The 22,114-nt window shown below is 41.2% G+C and carries 20 protein-coding genes and 1 tRNA gene; 17 read left to right on the top strand and 4 right to left on the bottom strand.

Features of this window, described 5'->3' with window-relative positions:
• Positions 1-226 precede the first annotated feature (226 nt).
• Entirely contained in the window at positions 227-1,258 is a 1,032-nt protein-coding gene (locus AACU25_RS02470) for a hypothetical protein (protein ID WP_096573761.1), read from the top strand.
• 140 nt (positions 1,259-1,398) lie between these two features.
• On the opposite strand, the gene AACU25_RS02465 is transcribed toward AACU25_RS02470, so the two are convergent.
• Positions 1,399-2,226: a carbohydrate ABC transporter permease gene (locus AACU25_RS02465; protein ID WP_096573760.1), complete on the bottom strand. Its 828-nt coding sequence runs from the start codon at positions 2,224-2,226 to the stop codon at positions 1,399-1,401.
• A 177-nt stretch (positions 2,227-2,403) separates the two neighbouring features.
• Here AACU25_RS02465 and AACU25_RS02460 point away from each other — a divergent pair, with 177 nt between their 5' ends.
• The 5 genes from AACU25_RS02460 to folE all read left to right on the top strand — a co-directional run bounded on the left by AACU25_RS02460 (position 2,404) and on the right by folE (position 7,529).
• Positions 2,404-3,099 (top strand): aldehyde oxygenase (deformylating), encoded by a 696-nt coding sequence (locus AACU25_RS02460; RefSeq protein WP_096573759.1) that lies wholly within the window; start codon positions 2,404-2,406, stop codon positions 3,097-3,099.
• 270 nt (positions 3,100-3,369) lie between these two features.
• Positions 3,370-4,389, top strand: a complete 1,020-nt coding sequence (locus AACU25_RS02455) for a long-chain acyl-[acyl-carrier-protein] reductase (protein WP_045869008.1) — start codon at positions 3,370-3,372, stop codon at positions 4,387-4,389.
• Between the two features lie 229 nt (positions 4,390-4,618).
• Positions 4,619-5,599, top strand: coding sequence for an acetyl-CoA carboxylase carboxyltransferase subunit alpha (locus AACU25_RS02450; protein WP_096573758.1), 981 nt, complete (start codon positions 4,619-4,621; stop codon positions 5,597-5,599).
• A gap of 391 nt (positions 5,600-5,990) precedes the next feature.
• Entirely contained in the window at positions 5,991-6,716 is a 726-nt protein-coding gene (locus AACU25_RS02445) for an SDR family oxidoreductase (protein ID WP_096573757.1), read from the top strand.
• A 105-nt stretch (positions 6,717-6,821) separates the two neighbouring features.
• Entirely contained in the window at positions 6,822-7,529 is a 708-nt protein-coding gene (gene folE / locus AACU25_RS02440) for a GTP cyclohydrolase I FolE (protein ID WP_096573756.1), read from the top strand.
• A 135-nt stretch (positions 7,530-7,664) separates the two neighbouring features.
• Here folE and AACU25_RS02435 read toward each other — a convergent pair whose 3' ends face one another.
• Entirely contained in the window at positions 7,665-8,318 is a 654-nt protein-coding gene (locus tag AACU25_RS02435; RefSeq protein WP_096573755.1) for a phosphoribosylanthranilate isomerase, read from the bottom strand.
• A 133-nt stretch (positions 8,319-8,451) separates the two neighbouring features.
• Here AACU25_RS02435 and psaK point away from each other — a divergent pair, with 133 nt between their 5' ends.
• The 6 genes from psaK to AACU25_RS02405 all read left to right on the top strand — a co-directional run bounded on the left by psaK (position 8,452) and on the right by AACU25_RS02405 (position 14,656).
• On the top strand, positions 8,452-8,700 hold the full coding sequence (gene psaK, locus AACU25_RS02430; protein WP_096573754.1) for a photosystem I reaction center subunit PsaK: 249 nt from the start codon (positions 8,452-8,454) through the stop codon (positions 8,698-8,700).
• A 1,414-nt stretch (positions 8,701-10,114) separates the two neighbouring features.
• Positions 10,115-11,311, top strand: coding sequence for a site-2 protease family protein (locus AACU25_RS02425; protein WP_096573752.1), 1,197 nt, complete (start codon positions 10,115-10,117; stop codon positions 11,309-11,311).
• 172 nt (positions 11,312-11,483) lie between these two features.
• The gene (locus AACU25_RS02420) at positions 11,484-11,900 is read left to right on the top strand and encodes a XisH family protein (protein ID WP_096573751.1); all 417 of its coding nucleotides are present in this window, start codon (positions 11,484-11,486) and stop codon (positions 11,898-11,900) included.
• Positions 11,888-12,223, top strand: coding sequence for a XisI protein (locus AACU25_RS02415; RefSeq protein ID WP_096573750.1), 336 nt, complete (start codon positions 11,888-11,890; stop codon positions 12,221-12,223). Before AACU25_RS02420 ends, AACU25_RS02415 begins: the two co-directional genes overlap by 13 nt.
• 336 nt (positions 12,224-12,559) lie before the next feature.
• The gene (locus AACU25_RS02410; RefSeq protein WP_190445558.1) at positions 12,560-14,326 is read left to right on the top strand and encodes a serine/threonine protein kinase; all 1,767 of its coding nucleotides are present in this window, start codon (positions 12,560-12,562) and stop codon (positions 14,324-14,326) included.
• Between the two features lie 105 nt (positions 14,327-14,431).
• The gene (locus tag AACU25_RS02405) at positions 14,432-14,656 is read left to right on the top strand and encodes a YgiT-type zinc finger protein (protein ID WP_096573749.1); all 225 of its coding nucleotides are present in this window, start codon (positions 14,432-14,434) and stop codon (positions 14,654-14,656) included.
• A gap of 190 nt (positions 14,657-14,846) precedes the next feature.
• Here AACU25_RS02405 and AACU25_RS02400 read toward each other — a convergent pair whose 3' ends face one another.
• Positions 14,847-15,434 (bottom strand): Uma2 family endonuclease, encoded by a 588-nt coding sequence (locus AACU25_RS02400; protein WP_096573748.1) that lies wholly within the window; start codon positions 15,432-15,434, stop codon positions 14,847-14,849.
• Positions 15,435-15,503: 69 nt separating this feature from the next.
• Entirely contained in the window at positions 15,504-18,236 is a 2,733-nt protein-coding gene (locus tag AACU25_RS02395; RefSeq protein WP_096573747.1) for a CBS domain-containing protein, read from the bottom strand.
• Between the two features lie 244 nt (positions 18,237-18,480).
• Between AACU25_RS02395 and psbZ the strand changes: the two genes are divergently transcribed.
• The 5 genes from psbZ to AACU25_RS02370 all read left to right on the top strand — a co-directional run bounded on the left by psbZ (position 18,481) and on the right by AACU25_RS02370 (position 22,091).
• Positions 18,481-18,669 (top strand): photosystem II reaction center protein PsbZ, encoded by a 189-nt coding sequence (gene psbZ / locus AACU25_RS02390; RefSeq protein WP_045871919.1) that lies wholly within the window; start codon positions 18,481-18,483, stop codon positions 18,667-18,669.
• A 186-nt stretch (positions 18,670-18,855) separates the two neighbouring features.
• Positions 18,856-19,434 carry a 6,7-dimethyl-8-ribityllumazine synthase gene (gene ribH, locus AACU25_RS02385; RefSeq protein ID WP_045871918.1) on the top strand — a complete coding sequence of 193 codons (579 nt, stop codon included), beginning with the start codon at positions 18,856-18,858 and terminating at the stop codon, positions 19,432-19,434.
• A gap of 176 nt (positions 19,435-19,610) precedes the next feature.
• Positions 19,611-19,682, top strand: a tRNA-Gly gene (locus AACU25_RS02380).
• Positions 19,683-20,413: 731 nt separating this feature from the next.
• Entirely contained in the window at positions 20,414-20,821 is a 408-nt protein-coding gene (locus AACU25_RS02375) for a hypothetical protein (RefSeq protein WP_045871917.1), read from the top strand.
• A gap of 4 nt (positions 20,822-20,825) precedes the next feature.
• Positions 20,826-22,091 carry a glutamate-5-semialdehyde dehydrogenase gene (locus tag AACU25_RS02370; protein ID WP_096573746.1) on the top strand — a complete coding sequence of 422 codons (1,266 nt, stop codon included), beginning with the start codon at positions 20,826-20,828 and terminating at the stop codon, positions 22,089-22,091.
• The last annotated feature ends 23 nt before the right edge of the window (positions 22,092-22,114 follow it).

Below are 22,114 nucleotides of genomic sequence, written 5' to 3'. Positions count from 1 at the left end.
CTTATGCAATGGTGAGAAGAAGACGCGATGGTGAAAAGAAGACGGGATGAATCGCGTCTCTACAAGGGGGGCGATCGCCTCAATATCTACACCTAAATATTGGGGCTGAAACTGTGTATAGCAGCAATTAATACAAATGAACTAGGTAAAATTTGACGCAATCTTACTACCAAAGCACACAGATTGTGGCATAATAAGCCGACGCATACACTAGTCGGCTACAGTCGTGGAATATAACGAATCTATTAACGACATTGCTGCTGCTTTGCAACAGCCAGCGGATCTTGCCTTTGAACTACCCGATCCAGAAGACGAACAGATTCCAGAGTCAGATTTTCAACAGCAGCTAGATGTAGCTTGGCAGGTGTGCGATCGCTTTGATTTGCAAACCGAAATCTGGCGTGGGCGAATTTTGCGGGCGATTCGCGATCGCGAGAAAAAAGGTGGTGATGGTAGAGGTACTGGTTTCCTCAAATGGCTGAAAGAACGAGAAATCAGTAAAAGTCAAGCTTACGCCTGGATTCAGTTAGCAAACAGTGCTGATACACTCCTAGAAGAAGGCAGACTTGATCCAGGTTCAGTAAATAATTTTAGTAAACGGGCCTTTGTCGAAACATCCAAAGCTTCGCCCGAAGTGCAACAAATGGTGAGTGAAGCTGCCCAAAAAGGCGATCGCATCACTCGGCGCGAAGTCCGTCAACTCAGCGACGAATGGACAGCAATGTCCTCGGAGTTGCTACCAGAACCAGTCAAGGTGAAAGCCGCCGATAACACCCTTCCCCCGCGCTACATTGCCCCTCTGGTGAAGGAATTAGAAAAACTGCCAGAACCGCACCAAAAATACTTACAAAAAGAAATTGCTGCCAATCCTGATGTTGATACCCTCAAACAGGTAACTACAGAAGCGCGTTATTTGGCAAAATACTTAAAATCTGCGGCTCAAGTGCAAGCATTAACGCAAGCAGAAGTAGACATTGAAACAGCCTTAGAAGAAGCGCAACGTGTAGGCTGTTTAAGCATAGCTGCTGACTTAGTTAATCAAGCATCCCAAATGGAACAAACGATTGCTAAGTTATACATGACTTGGAAACGCATTAGCAACTTAGCAGATCGGTTGTACGTAGATACAGGTGCAAGTACACCAAATTTGCGATCGCTTCTGAGTAACTTAGAACCCCTAGGTGGTGAAATCATGGAATTGCAACTCAGTGGCACTGTTGAACATACTGTGCGTTTGCAAATTCAAGAAATCACTTAGTGATGGGTAATGGGTAATGGGTAATGGGTAATGGGTAATTGGAGTTGCTCCTCTGCTTCTGCTTCCTTATCCTTCTACTACCTAGTCACTAGTCCCCATTACCCCTTATCCCCAGAGGGGGCCCCGAGTTCCCCAATCCCCTAATTCTTAATCCCCGTCGTCGCAATACCTCGAATAAACTGTCTTTGTCCAATGAGAAATAGCACCATCACGGGTACAGTTGCAATTGTTACCGCCGCCATCATCAAAGGCCAATTATTGGTAAATTGCTCTTGAAATTCAGCTAAGGCTAGCTGTACTGTCCTTAATTCCGGACGTGTGGTAAATACTAAGGGCTTAAATAAATCGTTCCATTCACCGATAAAGGTGAACAAAAACAACGTTACTAAAGCAGGACGGGCTAAAGGTAACATTACTTGCCACAAAATTTGTAACCTGTTTGCCCCATCTATAGCCGCAGCTTCTTCCAACTCTACAGGTATTGTCTGGAAATACTGACGTAACAAGAAAATTCCAAAGCCGTTGACAGCTGTTGGGAAAATTAACGCTCCGTAAGTATTAATTAAATGTCCCCACTTCAACACCAAGAAGATGGGAATCACCAATAATTGAAAGGGTATGACTAAAGTTGCTAGGACAATCAATAGCAGTGCTTGTCTGCCACGAAATTTCAAACGTGCTAGCGCATAACCTGCCAATGCCGAAGTCACAATCTGAAATGCCGTCACTGCGATCGCTACTAGGGTAGAATTAGCAAACGCCAACAAAAATTTACCTCGCTGCCATGCATCATGATAATTAGCTAGAGTCCAGCTATTTTTGGTTACAACTTCCGGTGTTGCGCCTGCAGGTGCAAAAGAGGTAAGGAAGACCACAAACAGGGGTAGCAAAACGATAAAAGCACCCAGTAGTAATAATCCTAAGCTTAAAAAATCGGTAGATTTTAGATTCCAGCGTGGTTTGGACATGAATTTTGCTCTGAAGCTTTTATGTTTCTATTAGTAGAGCATCGCCCCCAGTAACAGCTAATCTATAAACAAGTGACTTGTTAAGTTAAATTAAATCACAGTGGTGGTTACCCTAAAATCATAGGGTAAATTTATTTTTGGTATCAAATGATTCACCTTTACAGAGGTAAAGATAACATGCAGCAGATAACAGAGCCATCTGAAATAGATTTCCAAAGCGAAAAATACAAAGACGCTTACAGCCGTATTAATGCGATCGTGATTGAAGGTGAACAAGAAGCCTATGAAAATTACATTCAACTGGCCCAACTGCTGCCGACACATAAAGAAGACTTGATTCGCCTTTCCAAAATGGAAAGTCGCCATAAGAAAGGGTTTGAAGCTTGTGGACGAAATTTACAAGTAGAGCCAGATCTGCAATTTGCTAAGGAATTTTTCTCGGGACTGCATAGTAATTTCCAAAAAGCAGCAGCAGAAGGAAAGGTAGTTACTTGCTTGCTGATTCAAGCTTTAATTATTGAATGCTTTGCTATAGCAGCATACAACATCTACATCCCTGTGGCAGATGATTTCGCCCGCAAAATTACTGAAGGTGTAGTCAAAGATGAGTATAGCCATCTCAATTTTGGCGAAGTTTGGTTAAAAGACAACTTCGAGGCATCCAAAACTGAGTTAGAAGAGGCAAATCGTCAAAACCTTCCTCTGGTTTGGAAAATGCTCAACCAAGTAGCAGATGATGCTGAAGTTTTGGCAATGGAAAAAGATGCTTTGGTCGAAGATTTCATGATTCAGTACGGTGAAGCATTAAGTAATATTGGCTTCACTACTCGTGACATCATGCGCCTATCAGCTTACGGACTTGTAGCCGCTTAAAAGGGATGAAGGATGAAGTATGAAGTATGAAATTCTCAACTTCATACTTCACACTTCATACTTTTAATGCTGCTTACGCTTTGTGTAGTATTTTTAAGAGTAAGTTATTCCCTCTTAACCCACCCATAACAATTTTGGATTTTAGATTGGAGATTTCGGGGAAAAAGTCTTGGGGACAAGGCTAGCCTAGAAATCTCGTATCATTCTATATATCCAAAATTTGGTTATGATTCCACGTTTTCGACGCAGCACGCGCTTAAATATCAATACATGTTTGGTCTAATTGGACATCTGACTAGTTTGGAACACGCTCAAGCGGTAGCCAAAGAATTGGGATACCCAGAATATGCCGATCAAGGGCTAGATTTTTGGTGCAGTGCCCCACCGCAAATTGTTGATAAGATTACTGTCACTAGCGTCACGGGACAGAAAATAGAAGGGCAGTATGTAGAATCTTGCTTCTTGCCTGAGATGCTAGCAAATCGCCGGATTAAAGCCGCAACCCGCAAAGTACTCAATGCTATGGCCCATGCTCAAAAGCATGGCATTAATATCACAGCTTTAGGTGGGTTTTCTTCCATCATTTTTGAAAACTTTAACTTGGAGCAGTTTAGCCAAGTTCGGAATATTAAACTAGAGTTTGAACGCTTTACTACAGGCAATACGCATACTGCCTATATTATTTGTCGGCAGGTGGAACAAGCTTCAAAACAATTAGGAATTGAGTTAAACAAAGCGACTGTAGCTGTCTGTGGCGCAACTGGTGATATTGGTAGCGCTGTTACTCGTTGGCTAGATGCGAAAACAGATGTCAAAGAACTACTGTTAATAGCCCGTAACCAAGAACGTCTCCATAATTTGCAAGGTGAACTGGGACGGGGAAAAATCTTGTCTTTAGAGGAAGCACTACCCCAAGCGGATATTGTGGTTTGGGTTGCTAGTATGCCTAAAGGCGTAGAAATAGACCCGACTGTATTAAAGCAACCCTGTTTGTTGATTGATGGTGGTTATCCTAAAAATTTAGGGACAAAGATTCAGCATCCTGGCGTATATGTGCTAAATGGTGGGATTGTAGAGCATTCTCTAGACATTGACTGGAAAATTATGAAAATAGTCAATATGGAGGTGCCAGCACGTCAATTGTTTGCTTGTTTTGCGGAATCGATGCTGCTGGAATTTGAGAAGTTATATACGAACTTTTCTTGGGGACGGAATCAGATTACCGTAGACAAAATGGAGCAGATTGGTCAGGTTTCAGTTAAGCATGGATTTAGACCACTGCTAGTTTAGTGATTGGGAACTGGGGGTTGGGGACTGGAAAAAGCATAATGAGGAGACCAGGGAAATTAGCCAAACCTCATCTCTCATCTTGATGCCCCAATCTTCAGAACCTTGATATCAAAAATCCCCAATTTTCAATTCCCAATTTCTTATATCCATTATCCAGTTCCCAATCCCCAATTTTCAACCCCCCATATCCAAATACCCTATACCCGATTCCTAATCCTAATCCCTAACTATGGCAACTACCGAGCGTAAACCGCTACTGTTAGATTTTGAAAAGCCGCTAGCAGAACTCGCAACCCGAATCGATCAAATTCGCCAACTCGCAGAAGAAAATGGTGTGGATGTTTCTGGTCAAATCCGCCAGCTAGAAGCACGTGCTATGCAACTGCGTGAGGAAATTTTTACTAGTCTATCCCCATCCCAGCGATTGCAAGTGGCTCGTCATCCGCGTCGCCCTAGTACTCTCGATTACATTCAAGCAATTAGTGATGAATGGATGGAGTTACATGGCGATCGCTGTGGCGGTGACGATCCGGCTTTAGTGGGTGGTGTTGGTCGTTTGGGCGGACAGCCTGTAGTGATGTTGGGCCATCAAAAAGGCCGGGATACCAAAGACAATATTGCACGTAATTTTGGTATGCCCTACCCTGGCGGCTACCGCAAAGCACTGCGGTTGATGGAACACGCCAATAAGTTTTCGATGCCGATTTTAACCTTCATCGATACGCCGGGAGCTTGGTCTGGGGTAGAAGCCGAACATCAAGGGCAAGGAGAAGCGATCGCTTACAATTTACGCGAAATGTTCTGCTTGGACGTGCCTATTATCTGCACGGTAATTGGTGAAGGCGGTTCTGGCGGCGCACTTGGTATTGGTGTAGGCGATCGCTTAATGATGTTTGAACACTCTGTTTATACAGTTGCCACCCCAGAAGCTTGTGCTGCTATTTTGTGGAAAGATGCTACTAAAGCCCCACAAGCTGCTACTGCTCTCAAAATTATTTCCCATGACCTGAAAAACTTGGGTATTATTGACCAAATCTTGCCAGAACCAATTGGTGGCGCTCATTCTGACCCTATAGAAGCCGCTACAACCCTCAAACAAGCTCTATTGGAAAATCTCGACGAACTCAATCGTTTAACAGCTTCCGAACGCCGTCAATTGCGCTACGAAAAATTCCGCAAGATTGGCGTTTTCACTGAACTTGCCCAGTAACAACCTGAATATGCTTGCCTAGCATAGCAGCAATGCTATAATTGCCTATGACGCTTAAAGATTTTTAACAATCTTCTCAGTCATAGGCGTTTGCTTTTGGGCAAATCAACTCTATTGGATGATTGGTTTGTCTAATATTTAGTTATTTGGTAATAACATTGAGTGTGGCAATGGCAATTTCTAGATGAACATTTGCGGTCATCTAGGGAAAAATATTTAACCAAAAAAACACCCATGTTGGCAACGAATATAGCAGTTGTCACAAAAAATCATCGGCTTTTTTAGATTTTTTTAATCTATATATTAGATTGCTTTAATCTATCCAAACCGAGAGATTTAAATAATTGGGTATGTAGAAGCTTGCAGAACCGCCAACAAATCTGGAGATAGCATGAGCGTTGAGCCGAAACGACGCGCCCTAATTACTGGGGCAAGTAGTGGAATTGGGAAAGCAACTGCTTTGGCATTTGCAAAGGCGGGAATAGATGTCGCCTTAGTCAGCCGTTCCCTAGAAAAATTGGAGGCGGTGGCATTAGCAGCAAAGGATACAGGCGTTGCCGCAAAAATTTATGCTGTCGATTTAGCTTGTGTTGGGCAAGTAAAAGAACAAATACAAGCGATCGCTCATGACTTTGGCGATATAGATATTTTGGTAAACAGTGCGGGGATAGCGTATACAGGAATGTTGAGCGAAACTTCCTTAGAAGACTGGCAGCAAGTGATTAATTTAAATCTCACCAGCGTCTTCCAGTGTATTTTAGGGATTTTGCCAGGAATGCGTGATCGCCAAAGCGGCACAATTATCAACATTGTCTCAATTGCTGGCAAGCAAGCCTTTGCTAATTGGGGTGCATACAGCGTTAGTAAATCTGGTCTAATTGCCCTTTCTCAAGCTTTAGCACAAGAAGAACGCGCCCACGGAATTCGCGTCACAGCAATTTATCCTGGTGCTGTGAATACCGAACTTTGGGATACAGAAACAGTCAACGCCAACTTCGATCGCTCAAAAATGTTAACACCCGAAATTGTTGCCCAGTCGATTCTGCACACAGCTTTATTGCCACCACAAGCGGTCATTGATGAATTAACTCTCATGCCTAGTGCTGGCGTTCTCTAAATTAGTCCTTCGTTGATTTATCATTAGTCATTTGTTTTTGCTCATCACAAATGATTAATGACAAATGGCAAATGACAGACAATCAACCCTTACCAAACTTAAATCATGACTATCGCGAGTCCTAACGGTTCTAATCGCTCACAATCACCTTTAATTCCTGATTTGGCAGAAGCCATCACTCTCAGACCTGATCGCAATACCCACGACGGACATGAGCCTAATTTGCATCCTCCTCAAGAAGAAGAGATGGAGCAAATGACAGCAGCCGTGCGCCAAATATTATTAGGTGTGGGAGAAGATCCTGAACGTGAAGGTCTGCTGAAAACACCCAAACGGGTAGCAGAAGCAATGCGGTTTCTGACCAGTGGCTACAACCAATCGCTAGAAGAACTGGTTAATGGAGCCATCTTTAATGAGGGCCATAACGAAATGGTCTTAGTTCGGGATATTAATTTCTTTAGCTTGTGCGAACATCATATGTTACCTTTCATGGGGAGAGCGCACATTGCTTATATTCCTAACCAAAAAGTTGTAGGACTCAGCAAGCTAGCGCGGATTGTTGAGATGTACTCTCGTCGTCTGCAAGTCCAAGAAAGACTTACCCGCCAAATCGCAGAAGCAGTTCAGACCATCCTCAACCCCCAAGGAGTTGCGGTAGTCATGGAAGCAACTCATATGTGCATGGTAATGCGCGGTGTACAAAAACCAGGTTCTTGGACAGTCACCAGTGCGATGCTAGGTGTGTTCCAAGATGAACAAAAAACTCGCGAAGAATTCTTGAATTTGATTCGTCACCAAGCAGCATTCTTTTAAAGAATAAAGTGTAAGGGATGAAGAATGAATAATTTCAATCTTCAGGCTTCATCCTTGAAAATAGGGCGCTTAGGGACTTCCAAATAAAAAATATGCCATTTTCTGGAAATCCCTTAGGCTAGATCCAGGCTATTTTCAGGCGCTGATTGTGCGATCGCTCGCATAACTATTCAGCGTTAAAAATAACTTGGCGACTAAATCTAAATCTTTATCTCCCGGTTTTCTTTCCACACCACTAGATAAATCTATACCATTGGGTTTTACTAGACTCAGGGCATCTAAAATATTATCTGGAGTTAATCCCCCAGCTAAAAACCACGGACAACCAGGGTTGAATTGTTGGAGCATAGTCCAGTCTAACGTTTGACCTGTACCCCCAAGATGCTGCGGATGATAAGCATCTAGTAATAGCGTATCTATATAATTGGTATATTCAGTCACTTGCTGAAGATGCTCGTGGCTGCGAATCCTCAAAGCTTTTATAATTTCCACATCTGGCAAAGCTTGACGTAACTGGTGGCAAAACTCTGGAGATTCATTACCGTGCAACTGCACGCTAGTTAAACCAGACTCTACAACTGTTTGACTAATTTCTTGGATACTAGAGTTGGCAAACACTCCAATTTTGTCTATGTGGTGGGGTAGTGGCGCTACTGCTGCCTGAATTTGCAGTACATTAACATAGCGGGGTGAAGTTGGCACACAAATAAATCCTAGTGCCGTAGCACCAAGAGAAGCGATCGCGACAGACTGCTGAGGTTGAGTAATGCCACAAATTTTGATTCGCATAGAGGTTTATCTATATTAGAAAAATACCTGTAAAAAGGTAGATATTTTTCCATTATTTTCTGGTTTTTTCCTAATCAATTTTATAATCTTGATGGTTTAAATTTATTTTCCTATTTTAGGAGGCACAAAATTGATGTCATCCCTCTTATTAGCAGCAACATCCGTTCCTGCAACACCTGCATGGAATCCAACCGTGGCCATTATCATCAGTCTCAGCAGTGTCGTAGCACTTTTGCTGTCTACCAGAATTGAATATCCTAATGTAGGCCCTAAATTACCTGGTCTTCCCGTTAGCGGTACTACCTTCCTTGCAGCAATGGCTTTTGGTCACATTATCGGTGTGGGCATTGTGTTGGGATTGACTAACATCGGTCGTCTGTAGTTTTGATTCATCAAGGTTCTTAACTACATATCTCTTGTAAGTTCTAAGGCTGAAAATCTATTCAGCTTTATATTCACTTGAGTTAAACATAAATTTGTGCCTTTGTGCCTTTGTGTAAAAATCTTGAATCGCAAAGGCATGAAGACACAAATAAGTAAGTTGTATTCCATGTTCTTGTCCGCAGTTAATCCTGCTTATTTATTCAGCCTTCGGAAAAAATCACAAATCAAATAAACTATTTGATATGAGAACCAGCGAATTGGCTTAATCATAAAAGTAAAGATAAAGCCATGAATTTTTTCTTTCCCAGGTTCGTAGCAGTAATATAAAATCATTAGCAACGGTAAAAAGAGCGCATATATAACGAAAGTCGGAATTAAAGAGATATTTTTAGCAATATTCCGCACTTGTATTTCACCGCGAGAAAGATTTGCAGTGTCTATATCATCAATGCTTGCCATGTAAAAAACTGGTAAAAGCATACTGTTTATCTCAGGTAATCTAGTATTACTAAGTCCAGCGTTAAACTCACCCTACCATAATCTTGCTTATACAATAGTTCAGCTATGTACAAAGATAAATAATTGATATATAGCAAAGCTTGCAGAAGTTGGGAAATGATTAATTAAAGTAGGGAATAAAGAATAAGAAAGAAGAACTGACAAATTTACTTTGACTTTCAAAAATTAAATAAAAATAGTATATACGCTTTTCATTTATTAGTGAGAGTAACAAAAATAAAAATCTATTAAGTAAGAACTACATCAAAATTTAGGGTTTTCCTATTTGACACTAATTTATTTCACTTAATAAAATACTGCTTCAGTACTTTCAACATATTATTTTCGGGAGTTCCAGAAAATCAATTATGCAATGAGTGAGAGCAAAGATCATCATAAAATTCTTCCTCCCCAGCTTCTCCTGCTCAAGGGTGTGATTGTATATTTTTTTCCGTTGGCAGTCTCTGATCTTAATTGACTGTAAAAATTGCCACCTCAATGTTTATAGATGACTAATTCTGAAAGCAGAAAAATACTTGCAGGAATAGGCTCTAAAAGTCTATTTTTATTGAGGGTAAATGCTTATTTGTGAACATTATACAAGCGTTTAAAAAGCTTTCTTGCTTCATTTCCACTTTCTCTTATGTCTTGAACGCATAATTATTGCAATACAGGTATGCTCAATGATTAAGGCTGCATTGCACCATATTTATGATTAAAAGGCTTATAGATTGGAAATGAGAATTTTATTTTCTTTGCGTGATTAAATAAGATTAATTGTCTATTCTAGAAATTAGAGCATCGTCACAGTTGTGGGGCACAAGGTTCGCCATAGGCACACTTCATAGTATAAAAGAACACTTGAATTATTTATATCATCTACTACAGCAAATATCTACTTTTAGGAAGATGTCATGCAAACAAATTGGAGAATTGGTTCTTTATTTGGGATTCCACTATTTTTAGATCCTCTGTGGTTCGTAATTTTAGGGTTAGCAACTCTCAACTTTGGCGTAGCCTACCAAGAATGGGGGAATACAGTAGCGTGGAGTGCAGGCATAGTCATGGCGCTGCTGTTATTTGGTTCGGTTTTGTTACACGAATTAGGTCACAGCTTAGTAGCGCGATCGCAAGGGATTAAAGTAAATTCCATCACCTTATTTTTGTTTGGTGGGATTGCGGCGATTGAGGAAGAATCGAAAACTCCAGGTAAAGCATTTCAAGTTGCGATCGCAGGGCCTTTAGTGAGTATTGCTCTATTTTTTATGCTGCGTCTATTGGGTTATGTGTTACCTGATACTAATCCTCTGGGTGAAATGGTCAATGATTTGGCCAGAATTAACTTAGTTGTGGCTTTATTTAACTTAATTCCCGGCTTACCCTTAGATGGAGGGCAAGTATTAAAAGCAGCACTATGGCAGTTTACAGGTAACCGCTTTCAAGCTGTACATTTAGCAGCTAGGGCTGGGCAGATTTTGGGTTATAGTGCGATCGCTCTGGGATTTGCTATAGACTTTTTTACTAGGGAAATAGCTTTAGGTTTGTGGATTGTGTTGTTGGGTTGGTTTGGAATTCGCAACGCCAACAGCTATGATAGCGTCACCACTTTACAAGAAACCTTGCTGAAACTCGCAGCTGCTGATACGATGACGCGTGACTTCCGCGTAGTCGATGCTGATCAAACTTTGCGTGTCTTTGCTGATGCATATCTATTAGATACTAATGCTCCAGAAGTTTATTTTGCTGCGGCTGATGGACGTTACCGGGGAATGGTTTCTATTGACGATTTACGCTTAGTAGAAAGAAGCCAATGGGAAACTCAAACTCTGCAAAGCATTGTGCATCCATTAACAGAAATTCCTACAGTTGCAGAATCAACTTCTTTAGCGGAATTAATTAACAAAATGGAAACTGAAAAGTTACCTCGGATTACAGTCCTGTCTCCAGCTGGTGCTGTAGCTGGCGTAATTGATCGCGGAGATATTGTGCGGACTGTAGGACAAAAGTTAAACTTGCGAATTGGCGATGCTGAAATTAAACGTATTAAAGAAGATGGTAATTACCCATCAGGGATGCAATTGGGAGTAATTGCCAAATCAACTATCAGTTAATTGCTTACGCTGCAGAGACGCGGAGAATAAAATCAAAATTCACTTTGCGTCTCTGCATTATTTTTGAATACGATGATTTAATAACCCTTAAATAAGAAATATATTTTTCTATAGATGCATTCATTCTCAAGTATTACAAATGCTTGCAGCTAAAAAGAAAGCATAATTTAATATGGCTAAAGATGTTTTTCATCAACAGGTAAAAAATGCCTTAATTAAAGATGGTTGGATAATTACGAATGACCCATTAACAGTTCGCATTAGCGAAGTCGTAAAAGTACAAATAGACTTAGCAGCAGAAAATGCCATTGCTGCCGAACGTGGTCATGAAAAAATAGCAGTTGAAATCAAGAGTTTTATTACAGGTTCCGATATTAATGAATTTCATACTGCACTTGGACAATATCTAAATTATTGTCAAGCATTAGAAGAATATGAGCCAGACAGAATAGTTTATTTAGCTGTTCCTAATGAAACTTATCAGGACTTTTTTCAGCTTGCTTTTGTGCAACGCTCACTTCAGCGCTATCAAGTAAAATTGATAGTCTATGACCCTAAAGAGGAGGAAATAAGGCAATGGATAAAATAGAACGCTATCGTCAAATTATTAAACAAATTTTGCAAGAACATTCAGAATTAAGTTCTAATCCAGATGATGTGAAAGCAGAATTAATTTTTGATAATGACAACGACCATTATCAATTAGCTTATGTTGGCTGGAATGGCGATAAAAGGGTATTTGGCCCTGTGCTACATTTTGATATTTTAAATGGAAAAATATGGATTCAATATAATGGTACGGAAGAACTGATTGCGGAAAGATTAGTGGAGTGTGGTGTACCTAATTCTGATATTGTAATTGGTTTTTATTCACCTTTTAAACGCCAATTCACCGCTTATGCTGTAGAGTAAGTATTTCGGTCATGCACCTAGTGTTAAGACAAATTGTAGAGGCAGGGCATCTATAGTATTTCGGGGTTTAAAAAAATTTAACTTTTGCGTTACCTTGCTAGACATGGCATCCAAGTCTAACTAAACCGTATTGGATGATTGGGGTAAATCTTCAATTTGAGAAAGCAGTGAGTAATCTGCTAGAAACGGGCCAACAAGTAACAAATTTTACAATAAAGTTCGCGCAATCAATAACTATTCTTAAAATTATTGATTAATTAAATTACTCCTGATAGCCTAAGTGTATTTGCAGATTGTAAAGCATACATAGATTACTATACTTGTTGTCCTTGAACTATGATTAGCTATCCAGATTTTAGTGAACACGGCTATCAAGTAATTAGAGAATTGGGGCGCAATCGGGAAGGAGGAAGAATTACTTGGCTAGCATTAAAAATTGATAGTCAAGAACAGGTGGTAGTGAAGCAGTTTTGCTTTGCCCAATTTGGCTCTAGTTGGTCAGGGTTTGAGGCTCATCAACGAGAAATTGAGGTGCTAGAAAAACTAGCTCATCCTGGTATTCCCAGGTACATAGATTCTTTTAGTATATGTGATGGCTTCTGCTTAGTACAAGAATATATCAAAGCTGAAAATTTGGCAGAACTGATTGGTCATTTTGAATTAGAAGAAATAAAGCAAATTGCTATTCAAGTTTTAGAAATTCTTGTCTATCTACAAAATCTCAAACCTGGGGTGATTCATCGGGATATTAAACCAGAAAACATTTTAGTAGATGAAGAATGCAACGTTTATTTGATAGACTTTGGTTTTGCTCGCATTGGTAGTCAGGAAGTGGCGGGGAGTAGTGTATTTAAAGGTACTCCGGGTTTTATTCCGCCAGAGCAAATGTTTGAGCCTACCAAAGCTACAGATTTGTATGCTTTGGGTGCAACTTTGATTTGTCTGTTGACAGAAATTAGATCTACAGAAATCCGTGAATTGTGCGATCGCAATAATCCATATCAGATTCAGTTTCAAAATCGCCTACCTCAGCTGAGTCTAAGCTTTATAGGCTGGTTGGAGAAGATGGTGCAACCCCTACAAAAAGACCGTTTTTCCACTGCGAAAGAAGCGTTAGCAGGACTCAAACCAATTGATGTTATCCGTGTAGCGGGAGTTGATTTTAGTGAAACAGTGCTAGAGTTCAAAGCGAACCGATTAGGGGAAAAGCTAACGCAAAGTATCACAGTTGAGAACCCCATAGCAGATACTTTACTACAAGGTAGATGGGAAGTTGCACCCCATCCTCATGACCCACCGCATACGCCAGACGATCATGCTTGGATTGCGGTGACACCTGCTCAGTTTAGCGGGAATCATACTCAGTGTCAGGTTCTGGTGGATACGAGTAAATTGATGGCGGATAAGCAGTATAAACGTCAACTGATACTGCACAGTAATGCTTATCCACAGACTCACACTTTAACAGTGAAGGTGCAGACGGCTGCTTTACCAATTGAAAAGCGAAAGATACCCTTTGGTAGTTTAATTGGGTTGTTTGTAGTGGCTGTGGTGGTAGCTATGGCTACGACTTGGTTTATTACTAATGCTGGATATGGATGGATTCTGTTTGTCGGCATTTGCTCACTTATGCTTGTGTTTGGGAGCGGTTATTCCGCACGAAAGCAAGGAAACTCTGTGGGTGAGGCTGTGGTTGAGGCTGTGGGTAGGGCGGCTGCGGTTGTGGGTTTCTGTGTGGGTTCGTTTGCGGGTTCGTTTGCGGGTTCGGCTGTGGGTTGGGCTGGGGGGGTTGTGGGTTTGTATGTGGGTGGGACTGTGGGTTTGTTTGTGGGTTTGTTTGTGGGTGGGGCTGTGGGTAATGCTGTGGATTGGGTTATAAATTTGGCTGAAGACTCATTTACAACTGTACTAATACTACTAACATTAGGATTTGGAGCTAGCGCAGGAACTGGGATAATAGCAGGCTTTCTAAATCCATTTATTTTGTTAGCACTAACAGGAACCAGTTTACCCGCACTTTCCATGCTGCTTTATTCACCCCTAAAAACACGTAATTTAATTACTAAATATCGTGACTCTGAAGAATATTTAATCAAGCCGTAACTAAACAGATATCCCACTTCTCCAAAAAGTCTTATTTGTAAAGATTAATGTATTGTCAGAATCTAATTTTTTCCCGTCATGCTATCCAATAGATGTTTTATCGCCATGAGATGTGTCATTTGCAAGCATGGAGAAACTAAGCCAGGTTTAGTAACTGTTACCTTAGAAAGAGATGAATGTATTATCGTAATTAAAAAAGTTCCAGCAGAAGTTTGTGATAACTGCGGAGAATATTATTTAAGTGATTCCATCACTGAACAAGTCCTAGAAAGGGCAGAAATAGCTGTGAATAATGGCGCAGAGGTCGAGATTATTAGATATGCAGCGTAGTCTTATGCTAATAGTGAATTTTCAATATAATCTAGCTAGTTAAGAATAGGATCACCTTTTTTTCAAGTCCTTCATGTAGTGCGATCGCTTTCACTAAAATATTACACTGGATAGAACATGGTCATAGAGTGAGAAAAAAACAGGTGTCAGAAAAAATGCGCCAGATGCGAATTGAAAGACAAGCCAAAATTCATTCTTCGCCCACTTCAAAATTCACCCCTGCATAAATTTCACTAAAGGGAATTTGAAAGTCTATTTTCTGAAGTGATAATACTGCATCTTCAGACTCATATTCAGTTAATACCCATTGACTAGCAGCATTTTTAGTAAACTGCTCAACTAGATATTCATACTGGTCAATCATAATATATTCTTTTAATGTTGGGATGGAACGATAAAATCTAAATTTATTGGTTCTATCGTGGTTTTCTGTGGATTTAGATAATACTTCTACAATCAATAATGGATTTGTCACTGTAGTAGTACCATTTCCCTCATATATTGGTTCTCCTTGAATGACCATAATATCTGGATATGTGTAAATGCGATAACGTGGTATCGACAATTTGACATCACCCATATATATTTTGTAGTTTTTACCTCGCGTTGTAAATTTAAAATTGGTGCAAAAATTTAGAGCTATTTCGTTGTGATTAGTTGTCCCGCCAGCCATTGGTACAATTTCTCCATCCCAATATTCATTTTTAAATTCCGATGTTTTTTCCAGTTGGAGATATTCTTCTGGTGTGTAGAATATTTTTTGTGTTTGTGTTTGCATAAAAGCGGTAAGATAAAGTTAAAATAATTTTTTTCACGCAGAGGTACAGAGACGCAGAGAGGAGAGAATTTATTGAGGGTAATGCGTGCTTAAATATTCTTGTGCTTCTGTTTTATTGTTGATTATGCCATCTAAAGTTGCTGTGAGTAAATCGTCGAGGATTTGGCGATATTGAGGGCCTGGTTTGTAGCCAAGTTGCTTTAAATCATTACCGTTGAGAATGGGTTGAACATTAGCCCAAACTGTTAAATAATGCCAAATCTGCCGCCGGATTGTTCGCGGACTTTTCAAAGCAATTAAAATCAGTGTTTGTAAATCCTGCTGTCGCAATAAATTTACTATCTGACTGGGAGATTGAAAATTAGATAATGATGCTATCACCTCAGCTTGTACCTCGGCTAAGGTGTTCAATCTACTAATACTTTCTTCTTGCATTTGCAGATTTTTTGCAACTTTCTCTCGATATTGAGGTGATAAGTGAGCAATTAAAGTTTCTAAACGCATTTGCCAATGAATTAAAGTTTGTTGGCGGTCAAATCTTCGCAAACATAACTCTAATAAACGCAATTCTCGTAAGATATCCTCATCTAATTTCAAAGTGGGATGAATGCACTGCAATGCGCCTAAGTTATCGAGTAATTGTAAAGCAGGTTTCCAGTAAGGCGCTTCAAGAATATGTTTCAATTCGGTTTTGAGGCGAGTTTGTAAAGCTGGTGTTCTGCTATTCTCTTGGGCAGTGCGATCGTAAACACCGCTATTAATGGCATAGCGAATATAATCTTCTGTTTGTGCTTCAATTGCAAATCCAAAGCGGACAGCAAAACGCACACCGCGATAAATGCGGGTAGGATCTTCGATAAAGCTGTTGGCGTGTAAAACCCGAATTTTCTTGGCTTGTAAATCTAGTAATCCACCAAAGAAATCGAGTAGGGGTGCAGCTTGTTGTGTTCTCCCACCAAGACGGGAAGAAGTTAGCCGCAGCGCCATAGCGTTGATAGTAAAATCTCGGCGGTATAAGTCTTGGCGAATAGAACTCGCTTCTACCTCCGGATTCGCAGCAGGATAAGGGTAGAATTCAGTTCTAGCTGTTGCAATATCTACCCATAACGAATCTAATTCTGGGTGTTTGTGCCATAGCAAAGCCGCAGTTTGAAAAGCACCATGAATTTCTAAGCGCGCCTCTGAGTGCATTTGCTGTAATGCTTTGGCTAGTTCGACACCAGCACCCACATCTGCGGCTTTGTGGAAGCCATCAACTACTAAGTCGATGTCTTTAATCATTAATGTCTTGCTTGCGCCTTCAGCTAATAGTAAATCCCGGACTGCACCACCAACCAAATACAAATGCCAACCTCGTTTTTCGGCTTCTTGAGATGCTTGGGTGAGTAATTGCCATAATTGGGGAGTCAGGCGATTTTTTAATTCTGTGCTGAGTCCAAAATCTTGAGTTTTGAGGGGAAATTGCGACTGAGAATCCATTTCTCGGAACTCGGCGCTATTTTGATGTAATTCTCGCAATACATCTGTGCGGGTGACAATTCCGACTAATTGACCGTTGTCTAATACTGGTAATCGTCCAATATCATAAGTCACCATCAATGCCTCAATTTGTGGCAATGTGGTTTCAGGTGTAATACTCCTGATATTGGGTGTCATGTAGCCTTTAACTGGTGCATGACTAAAGCCGTGGTGTAAAGCGATATCGATATCTCTGCGGGAAATGATACCTAATAATTGCCCTTCAGCATCGACTACAGATAAACCGGAGTGTCCATAACGCAACATAATCCGCTGTGCTTCCGTAATTGTGGTTTCCGGCCGGATAGTGCGGACAGGGGAGGACATCAAATCCCTAGCTGTGAGGGGATGGGGGATAGTAGCTTTAAACTCATCTAGGAGTTGTTTGAGGACAGCTTGGGAATCAACTCCGCGTAAATTCAACGATGCTGCTTGAGAATGACCACCACCGCCTAAAGGTTGGAATAATTCGTTGAGATTAGTCTCGGGAATTTGCGATCGCCCAATTATTGTTAACCGAGATTCATCTTCGCTCAAAGGGTATTCGTTTGCTAGTAGTAAAGCGTCGATTTCGGTTAACTCCACCAGTTGGGAAGCAATACTTGATAACCCTGGCACAAAATCATGAGTTTTTAAAATTACCCACGCAATCGTATATCCACGCAAGCATAGATATTCCAAGTTGTCCAGCGCCTTAGTTAATAACTGCTGCAATTGCGGTGATAAACCAGGGTCTCGATAAGTCGAAATTACAGACAAGCTGGCTCCCTGTTGCATTAACCAAGCCAAAGCTAAAGCATCACGTGGTGTAGCTTGTTCGTATGTCAGCGACCCTGTATCAACATGGATACCTAAAGCCATCACTGTAGCTTCAAATGGTGTGAGGGAAATTTGCTGTTGTTGCAATTGCTCCACCATTAAAGTTGTAGTGGCTCCTACTGGGGAAATATGAGTGTGAGTGGCGGGAATATCTGTATCTTGTCCCAGATGATGATCGTAGATAATGATATCTTGAACATTAGGTAAATCGAACCATTCAGCAGCCTTACCCAAGCGATCGCGCTGTTGAGTATCGACTACAGTTATGGAACGAATTTTCTCAGGATTGACAGAACGCCTCTCAATCAGGGGATACTCATCTCGATGCAACGCTAAAAAATCTCTTACAGGTGGATGAGCGCCGCCGGTTAGTACAATTTTGCTACCTGGTTGTAACCGCGTCAGTCCTACCGCAGCTCCCAGTGCGTCAAAATCAGCTGTAGTGTGGCAAAGAATTAAGTCCATAGTCATTGCTCATAGGGCATAGGGCATAGGGCATAGGGCATAGTAATATAAATATTTCTGCCTTGTCTTCCCTATCTCCCTTGTCCTTTGCACTTCCAGAAGGACTAAGCAACATTCATGATTTGGACTTGGGATTAATGACTATAGTGACGCAATTTCTGATAGCTTAACAAATAAGGAAATGTCAGTATTGCCCTGTACGATATTCTATCTTTAGTATTTCGCTGTCTTGGGAGAAGCAAAAATGACCATAATATTCCAAATTGCTTTGTTAGGATTGGTTCTGCTGTCTTTTGTATTAGTTATTGGCGTTCCTGTTGCCTATGCAACACCCCAAAATTGGGTTGAGTCTAAAAAGCTACTCTGGCTAGGTTCTGGAGTTTGGATCGCTTTGGTACTTTTAGTAGGGCTATTAAACTTTTTTGTAGTTTAAGCGATCGCTTAGAGACACAGTTAAATAGCAAAGATATTACCAGAGCAGAAGAGCTACGCTAAAAAGTAATGATAGTGAATTTCTTTGTTCACCTTGTTCTTTTTGGCTGATTGTGTTCTTCTGCTCTTCTATCTTTGCAGAAGAAATGTATATTAGCCTTGATGTATAGTTTGTAAAGAGGCGGTCATGGCAGTTTTTGAGGGAACTTTTACTCAAACAGAACCTTTGCGGTTTGCATTGGTAATTGGTCGATTTAATGACCTAGTTACCGTAAAGCTGTTAGAGGGATGTCAAGATTGCTTGAAACGCCACGGTGTAGATCCCGACCCCCAAGGTAAGCAAGTTGATTACGTTTGGGTTCCTGGAAGCTTTGAAGTACCATTAGTCGCCCGGCAATTAGCGCTTTCTCATCGCTATGATGCCATTATTTGTTTAGGCGCTGTCATTCGTGGGCAAACACCCCATTTCGATTATGTCTCTTCGGAAGTAGCCAAAGGCATTGCCGCCGCCAGCTTTCAAACTGGTGTGCCTGTAATTTTTGGCATTTTGACAGTAGACACCATGCAGCAAGCTTTAGAAAGAGCCGGGATAAAAAGTAATCATGGCTGGGAATACGCCATGAATGCCTTAGAAATGGCCAGCCTGATGCGGCAATTACGCTCTAATCTCGCAGAGCCATACGCCCGTAATAGCCCATCTCTACCAGCATCTTTCCCCAGCGCCAGCATCGGCAATTTCTCCCCTGAGTCTGAAGAATTGGGCTAATAAGAGTTGCAGAGACGCGATGAATCGCGTCTGTACAAAGGTGATTAAGCATTCCTCCTCTGCTCCCCTGCTTCCTCTGCTCCCCTGCTCTTTCACCCCCTCCTTGACTCAAAACCTCAATCAGGGGGTTGACAAACCAAGATATTTATGACATCATAATAAATGTGTTGAGCAATGCGGGTATAGCTCAGTGGTAGAGCGTCACCTTGCCAAGGTGAATGTCGCGCGTTCGAATCGCGTTACCCGCTTTATAAAAATTAAGAATAGACGAAGTGAGACTGTAAATCTCTGATGAGTGAGATACAGGCTTAATCTAATCTTTATATATGTAGTCAATTCGTTTTTTGTGCATTGTACTACACTGGATCAAGGGTGGCTAGATTGATAGCGATATTGTGTAGGTGTCAAGCGCCTTGTGGCTGTGAAGTGAGCCAAAATCTACCTAGACCAAGAGTTAGCACTGTTAAGTTCATTGGCTTTTGCAATCGCCTGTTTTAGACTAACTTGAACTGTTGACTCTTGATTAGTCTGACAAGTAAATTGTAAGTCGTTTGACATAAGAACTTAACCTTGATTTGCTGGTACTGATTATTGTTAGGCTAGACCTCAGAGAACGGTTGTTTTATGAGATATTGCCACTTAAACTAAAAACGGTGCCAGATATTCAAAAACAATAAATGTCTAAAAAACACTACTAGATTACTTTTTAAGCCACAGATGCAGACGAGAAAACTCTTAAAAAAAATTACTCAACATAGGGAACAACAGCCAGATAAGCTTTATTTAACAAACCGAACGTGAAGACGGCTGTAATCACAGCCTCATTCAGCCTCATTGATCCTGGGGAATCATTGCAATTTCGGCTTTGTCTCCTATCTGTATCAATCTGAAAAAATCAGAAAACCACTACCCAAGGCATAGACCGAGGCATAGTGTTTTCACCTATTGTAAAAAATAAGCTCAAGTTATTAGAACGCTTGTGCAATCTCAAAAACCTGAAAAAATAGACTTCAATACGGAATATCCCTGTCCTTGCCGTCGCCGAGGACGGTTAATTCCGATTACCCTGACAGATGCATTTGGTTGCGATCGCTGTCAACAAATCTTTGTGGTAGAAAATGATGCTTATGTCCTAGAGCAACTTTCCACCACCTACCCCTACAAACGTGCTTGGCGCTGGATGGGTAATAGTTGGCACGTTGTCCATCCAAAACTGGGAGAAAGCTATCTGCCGATAGCGCTGGGCATTATTTTCGTGCTAGTGATTATATGGCTACCATTAGCACTGCGATTAGCAAATGGTTCCACCATTATTGCTTGGGCAATGGTGGCGGTACTTCTGGCTATTTTGCCAGCACTTATGGTCTGGCTTACCTACAGACGTTAACTCAATGACCGTTGAAGTTTTGGATGATATCCCCGAACCAATAAATAGCGCTAAACGCGCTTACCAAGCTTCCCTTAAGCTGGGGATCGCAAAAGGAGTAGACCGCAGTCGTGCTGTATTGGCAATGGCGCGGGCTATAGAACGCGCTTTTGATGACATTCTAGAGGCTAATACCTTAGACCTAGAAGCAAGCCGAGAAATGGCAGTGCCAGAGTTGATTTTGGATTGGCTGAAATTAACTCCCACCAGGCTAGAAACGACTGTGGAAATTTTACAACGGTTGGGGGAATTATCCGATCCGCTGCGGCGGGTGAGAAACGCTGAGTATCAGCAGGATGATTCTCAAAGTTACTCCCAGTTAATGCCTTTAGGCGTGATCGGGTTTATTTATGAGGCGTTCCCCGATTTAGGAGCGATCGCCGCGGGTTTATGTATCAAAACTGGTAATAGTATTATTCTTAAAGGCAGCACTGAGGCGAGTCATTCCAACGAAGCGATCGCCAATGTTCTCCAAAGTGCTATTACTGAAGTTGGTCTACCAGCAGGCTGTTTAGAACTAATTACCACAGAACATGGTGCTTCCGTTCGGGATTTGGTTGTTCAAGACCAATACTTAAATTTAGTCATTCCCTACGGACGTTCCACCTTGGTACAGCAAGTCATGCGACAAGCAACTTGCCCAGTGTTAAAGTCAGCAATGGGTAACTGTTACCTTTACTGGTCGCTCAATAGCAGCTTGGAAATGGTACGCTGGATGATTATCGATAGCCATGAAAGCGATCCAGATCCCGTCAACGCCATTGAAAAAGTCTTAATTCATCGCCAAGCCTTACCGTCATCCTTAGCCGTTTTGTGGAACAGCTTAAAAGACAAAGGCTTTGAAGTCAAAGGCGATGCAGAACTAGTAGAAGCCTTTCCCCAATTGCAGCTAGCGAAAGATACCGAATGGGGAACCGCCTATTTAACCAAAACAGTAGCTTTTAAATTAGTTGATAGCTTAGAAGCTGCGATCGCGTGGATTAATCAATACAGTAGCGGTCATGCGGACTGCATTGTTACCGAATCTTATCAAGAAAGTCGCCAGTTTGCTTTAGGAGTAAATAGCGCCTCCACCTACATCAATGCTTCCCCGCGTTTTTCTCGCAACCCCTCACGGGGAGACTCCATATTTTTAGGAATGTCGAATCAAAAAGGTCATCGGCGGGGATTTATTAGCCTAGAAACTCTGACGACTGTTAAGCATATTGTGCAGGGGAATGGGAGGTTTTAGGGGATTGGGGAATGGGATATGAG

Source organism: Tolypothrix tenuis PCC 7101 (assembly GCF_963874875.1).
GTDB classification, from domain to species: domain Bacteria; phylum Cyanobacteriota; class Cyanobacteriia; order Cyanobacteriales; family Nostocaceae; genus Aulosira; species Aulosira tenue.
Note: the sequence above shows the minus strand (reverse complement) of the source record. Positions and strands in the feature narration are given on the sequence as shown.